Raw genomic sequence first — 4499 nt, 5'->3', positions numbered from 1 at the left:
GCCTCTATCCGCTTCCTGTTCGTCAGGCCAGCATTTTGCCTCGGGCTTCCTTCAGATTCGCAGCCGCCCGCGACACCCTTGCCTCTGGCTAACACTTCCCCTTGCCGGGTGTGTAGAGGACTTTCACCTCCAAGTCGTCCAGTCCACCACCACAGTGAACCGAACAGCGCCAGTCACGGCGCTACGCGCCATGCCTGGCGCACAACAAAAAAGCCCCGTCCTACGGACAGGGCTTTTCCAGCGCGTAGGCGATTAGGCCTGAACGACGCTCACGTAGCGACGGCCGAAAGCGCCTTTCACTTCGAACTTGACCACGCCTTCGACTTTAGCGAAGAGGGTGTGATCCTTGCCCATGCCCACGCCGAAACCCGGGTGGAACTCGGTGCCGCGCTGACGAACGATGATGTTACCGGCCTTGATGACCTGACCACCGTACATTTTCACGCCAAGGCGTTTACTTTCGGAATCGCGGCCGTTACGGGTAGAACCGCCAGCTTTTTTGTGTGCCATGAGTCAATACTCCTATAAAGGATCGGGGCCGACGAATCAGGCCTGGATACCGGTGATTTTGATCTCAGTGAACCACTGACGGTGGCCCTGACGCTTCATGTGGTGCTTACGACGGCGGAACTTGATGATGCGCACTTTATCGTGACGGCCTTGCGACACGACTTCGGCAACCACTTTAGCGCCGTCTACGACCGGAGCGCCGATTTTAACGTCGTCGCCGTTGCCGATCAGCAGAACGCGATCGAAAGTCACGGCTTCGCCAGTGGCGACTTCGAGCTTCTCGATCTTGAGGAATTCGCCTTCGGTGACTTTGTATTGCTTGCCACCAGTAACAATTACTGCGTACATGGTAAATCTCCGTTGATCCTGCTCACCCAGCGCTTTAGAAAAGTCGTTATTGGCTGGCATGGCTGCTTGGGGCCGGAAGTGACACCCTTGCAATTGCGTAAGGCAGGGAAATACCCAGGGGGAAAGTTCAGGGTGCGCGATTGTACGCAAGCGCCGAACGCTTCGCAAGGGGCGCCCGTGCTTGCCTTGACAGCCCCTACCCTGCCACCTAGCATGCCGCGCAACCTCACAGGAGCACCAGTCGCCGATGCAACCCCAGGCTTTCTACCGCGTGGTAGCGGACGATTTCACCGCCGTCGATGGCATCATTCGCCAACAGGTGGTTTCCCGCGTGCCGCTGGTGGAAAAGATCGGCGACTATATCATCTCCGCTGGCGGCAAGCGCCTGCGCCCATTGCTGGTACTGCTCAGCGGGCGTGCATTGGGTTACCAGGCCGATGACCTGCGCCTGCTGGCCGCCACCATCGAATTTCTGCACACCGCCACCCTGCTGCATGACGACGTGGTCGACATGTCCGACATGCGCCGTGGCCGCAGCACCGCCAATGCACAGTGGGGCAACGCACCGAGCGTGCTGGTGGGCGACTTCCTTTACTCACGCTCGTTCGAAATGATGGTCGAGCTCGGCTCCATGCCGGTAATGAAGATTCTCTCCCACGCCACTCGCGTAATCGCCGAAGGCGAAGTGCTGCAGCTGTCCAAGGTGCGCGACGCCAGCACCACGGAAGAGACCTATATGGAAGTCATCCGCGGCAAGACGGCGATGCTGTTCGAGGCCTCGACCCACAGTGCCGCCGCCCTGGCCGGCGCCAACGAGGCGCAGCGCGAAGCCCTGCGTACCTTCGGCGACCACCTGGGTATCGCCTTCCAGCTGGTCGACGACCTGCTCGACTACAAGGGCGACGCGGCCGAACTGGGCAAGAACGTCGGTGACGACCTGGCCGAAGGCAAACCGACCCTGCCACTGATCTACACCATGCGTGAAGGCACCGAGGAACAGGCCGCGCTGGTACGCCGCGCGATTCAGAAAGGCGGTATCGAAGACCTGGAAAGCATCCGCGCCGCCGTGGATGCCGCTGGCTCTCTGGAGTACACCGCGCAACTCGCCCGCGACTACGCCGAACGCGCCATTGCCTGCCTGGACGTGCTGCCGGCCGGTGAATACCGCGACGCGCTGGTCGAATTGAGCCGTTTCGCCGTCGCACGCACGCACTAAGCCCAGCGGTGCGCACGGCGCACCCTAAAGTCCAAGTCCAGGCCGCCGCTCGCAGGGTGTGCACTGACAGAAACAAAAACGCCCCGAACCAGTCGAGGCGTTTTTCGTTCAGGCCTGGCGGATTACAGACGCAGGCCGCCGTCCAGCTCCAGAATGCGACCGGTGTAGTAGTCGTTTTCCAGAATGTAGGCCACCGAATGGGCGATCTCGGCCGGCTTGCCCATGCGCTTGAGCGGAATGCCCGAGGTCATTTTCTCCAGCGCTTCCGGCTTCATGCTGGCGGTCATCTCGGTTTCGATGAAGCCCGGCGCCACGCCCGCGACGCGAATGCCGTAACGCGCCAGCTCCTTGGCCCAGACCACGGTATCAGCAGCCACGCCGGCCTTGGCGGCGGAGTAGTTGGCCTGCCCCATATTGCCCGCGCGGGAAATGGAGGAGATGTTGACGATCGCGCCCTCGTTCTTCAGCTCGATCATCTTCGCCGCCACTTCACGGGTGCAGAGGAACACGCCGGTCAGGTTGACGTCGATCACCGCCTGCCACTGCGCCAGGCTCATCTTGGTCATCTCGCCATCTTTCACGCGGACGGTCAGGCCATCACGCAGGATGCCAGCATTGTTGACCAGGCCGTTGATGGCGCCGAAGTCATCGGCCACCTGGGCAACCATATGGGTCACCTGCTCTTCATCGGCGACGTTGCACAGGTAGGCACGGGCGTCACCACCAGCGGCCTTGCAGGCAGCCACGGCTTCGTCGAGTTTTTCCTGGTTCAGATCGACCAGCGCCAGCTTGGCGCCCTTGGCCGCCAGGTACTCACCCATGGCGCGACCCAGCCCCTGGCAACCGCCAGTGATGATGATGACTTTGTCTTTCAGTTGCATCGCTTTATCCCCCTCAAGGTGCAGCATTTACCGACCCCGCTGATGCCCGCTAAGCGCTATGCTAGGACGTCTGTCCGTTTATTAGGAATCTGTTCACGGTCTTGCGAGCTAGAGCGATACAAGGCAAAAACAGGCGAGGAACGCTCGGAGTCGCGCACGACTTTACGAGTTGTAAATGAGCATTCCGACCGGGCTGGCGTTCCAGCCTGTTTTTAACGCAGTAGCGCCGACGCGCAGCTGACAGTGAACAGGTTCCTACGGATTCTTTGCGAGGAGCCATATAGGTGAGCGTTAAAGCCGGCAAGCATGCACGAGAATTGCTGCTCAAGGAATACCGTGGCGTGCTTAGCACCCACTCCAAGGCCATGCCGGGTTTCCCGTTCGGATCGGTGGTGCCCTACTGCCTGGACGCCGAGGGCCGGCCGCTGATCCTGATCAGCCGCATCGCCCAGCACACCCATAACCTCGGGCAGAACGCCAAATGTTCGCTGTTGGTTGGCGAGCGTGGCGCAGAGGATGTGCAGGCGGTCGGTCGCCTCACTCTGCTCGCCGAAGCACGACAGTTGCATGACGAGAGCGAAATCGAAGCGGCCGCCCAGCGTTATTACCGCTTTTTCCCCCAGTCGCGCGACTACCACCGGGCGCATGATTTCGATTTCTGGCGGCTGGAGCCGGTGCGCTGGCGTTTCATCGGCGGCTTCGGCGCCATTCACTGGCTCGACCAGGTGGCCTTGGCCAACCCCTTTGCGACAGACGGTAGTGAAGCGAGCATGGTCGAGCACATGAATGAAGATCACGCCAAGGCCATCGCCCATTACGTCGAACTGGCCGGACTGCCGCAACACGAACCAGCGCAGATGGTCGGTGTCGACAGTGAAGGCTTTCATCTACGCATCGGCCAGAGTCTGTACTGGCTGCCCTTTCCTGTAACCTGCAGCAATCCCGGTGCCGTGCGCCAGGCGCTGGTGCAACTGGCCAGAGCCGAGAGCTGGCCGACCAATGGTGCGCCTTCAGCTTGAATTAAGCGCGAAACGCCATATTTAACTTCTACGGGAAACCCGTCTTCCGCCAAGGACACTTCGACTCATGCGCGTGTTTCTGTTCCTCTTTCTGCTCTTTCCCATTATCGAGCTGGCCCTGCTGATCAAGGTCGGCAGCGCCATAGGCGTGCTGCCCACGCTGATGCTGGTGATCGGTACCGCGATTCTCGGCAGCGTGCTGCTGCGCGTCGCCGGGGTGGCCACTGCCTGGCGCGCCCGCGAAAAGCTCTCGCGCGGCGAGCTGCCCGAGCAGGAAATGCTCGAAGGCCTGCTGATTGCCGTCGGCGGTGGCCTGCTGCTGCTGCCGGGCTTTATCAGCGACATCCTCGGTGTGCTCTGCCTGACCCCCTTCACCCGCCGCCTGCTGGTGGGCAAGATCCGCCGCCGTGCCGAGGAGCAGACCCTGCGTCAGCGCGCCTTCTTCGATGACCAGGCCGCCCGCACCGGCAAGACCAACCCCAACGTGCTCGAAGGCGAGTACGAACGCCGCGACTGATCCCTACA

Annotated in this window: 6 protein-coding genes; 3 read left to right on the top strand and 3 right to left on the bottom strand. The window is 61.2% G+C overall.

The features are described 5' to 3' along the window. Positions 1-252: 252 nt before the first annotated feature. Both rpmA and rplU read right to left on the bottom strand, forming a co-directional pair. On the bottom strand, positions 253-510 hold the full coding sequence (rpmA, locus tag DBO86_RS18230) for a 50S ribosomal protein L27 (RefSeq protein WP_061240940.1): 258 nt from the start codon (positions 508-510) through the stop codon (positions 253-255). A 36-nt stretch (positions 511-546) separates the two neighbouring features. Beyond that, entirely contained in the window at positions 547-858 is a 312-nt protein-coding gene (gene rplU / locus DBO86_RS18225; RefSeq protein WP_021445340.1) for a 50S ribosomal protein L21, read from the bottom strand. A 247-nt stretch (positions 859-1105) separates the two neighbouring features. Here rplU and DBO86_RS18220 point away from each other — a divergent pair, with 247 nt between their 5' ends. Continuing rightward, positions 1106-2074, top strand: coding sequence for a polyprenyl synthetase family protein (locus tag DBO86_RS18220; protein ID WP_108234445.1), 969 nt, complete (start codon positions 1106-1108; stop codon positions 2072-2074). Between the two features lie 122 nt (positions 2075-2196). Here the strand turns inward: DBO86_RS18220 and DBO86_RS18215 are convergent, their stop codons facing one another. After that, on the bottom strand, positions 2197-2955 hold the full coding sequence (locus DBO86_RS18215; RefSeq protein WP_108234444.1) for an SDR family oxidoreductase: 759 nt from the start codon (positions 2953-2955) through the stop codon (positions 2197-2199). A 284-nt stretch (positions 2956-3239) separates the two neighbouring features. On the opposite strand from DBO86_RS18215, the gene DBO86_RS18210 reads away from it, so the two are divergent. Both DBO86_RS18210 and DBO86_RS18205 read left to right on the top strand, forming a co-directional pair. After that, positions 3240-3974 (top strand): HugZ family pyridoxamine 5'-phosphate oxidase, encoded by a 735-nt coding sequence (locus DBO86_RS18210; RefSeq protein ID WP_108234443.1) that lies wholly within the window; start codon positions 3240-3242, stop codon positions 3972-3974. 67 nt (positions 3975-4041) lie between these two features. Continuing rightward, entirely contained in the window at positions 4042-4491 is a 450-nt protein-coding gene (locus tag DBO86_RS18205) for an FxsA family protein (protein WP_108234442.1), read from the top strand. The last annotated feature ends 8 nt before the right edge of the window (positions 4492-4499 follow it).

The sequence above is a fragment of the Ectopseudomonas oleovorans genome (assembly GCF_003052605.1).
Classification (GTDB): domain Bacteria; phylum Pseudomonadota; class Gammaproteobacteria; order Pseudomonadales; family Pseudomonadaceae; genus Aquipseudomonas; species Aquipseudomonas oleovorans_A.
Note: the sequence above shows the minus strand (reverse complement) of the source record. Positions and strands in the feature narration are given on the sequence as shown.

Coding starts and splice junctions, on each gene's coding strand:
- rpmA (WP_061240940.1), bottom strand. CDS start 510: ATGGCACACAAAAAAGCTGGCGGTTCTACCCGTAACGGCCGCGATTCC.
- rplU (WP_021445340.1), bottom strand. CDS start 858: ATGTACGCAGTAATTGTTACTGGTGGCAAGCAATACAAAGTCACCGAA.
- DBO86_RS18220 (WP_108234445.1), top strand. CDS start 1,106: ATGCAACCCCAGGCTTTCTACCGCGTGGTAGCGGACGATTTCACCGCC.
- DBO86_RS18215 (WP_108234444.1), bottom strand. CDS start 2,955: ATGCAACTGAAAGACAAAGTCATCATCATCACTGGCGGTTGCCAGGGG.
- DBO86_RS18205 (WP_108234442.1), top strand. CDS start 4,042: ATGCGCGTGTTTCTGTTCCTCTTTCTGCTCTTTCCCATTATCGAGCTG.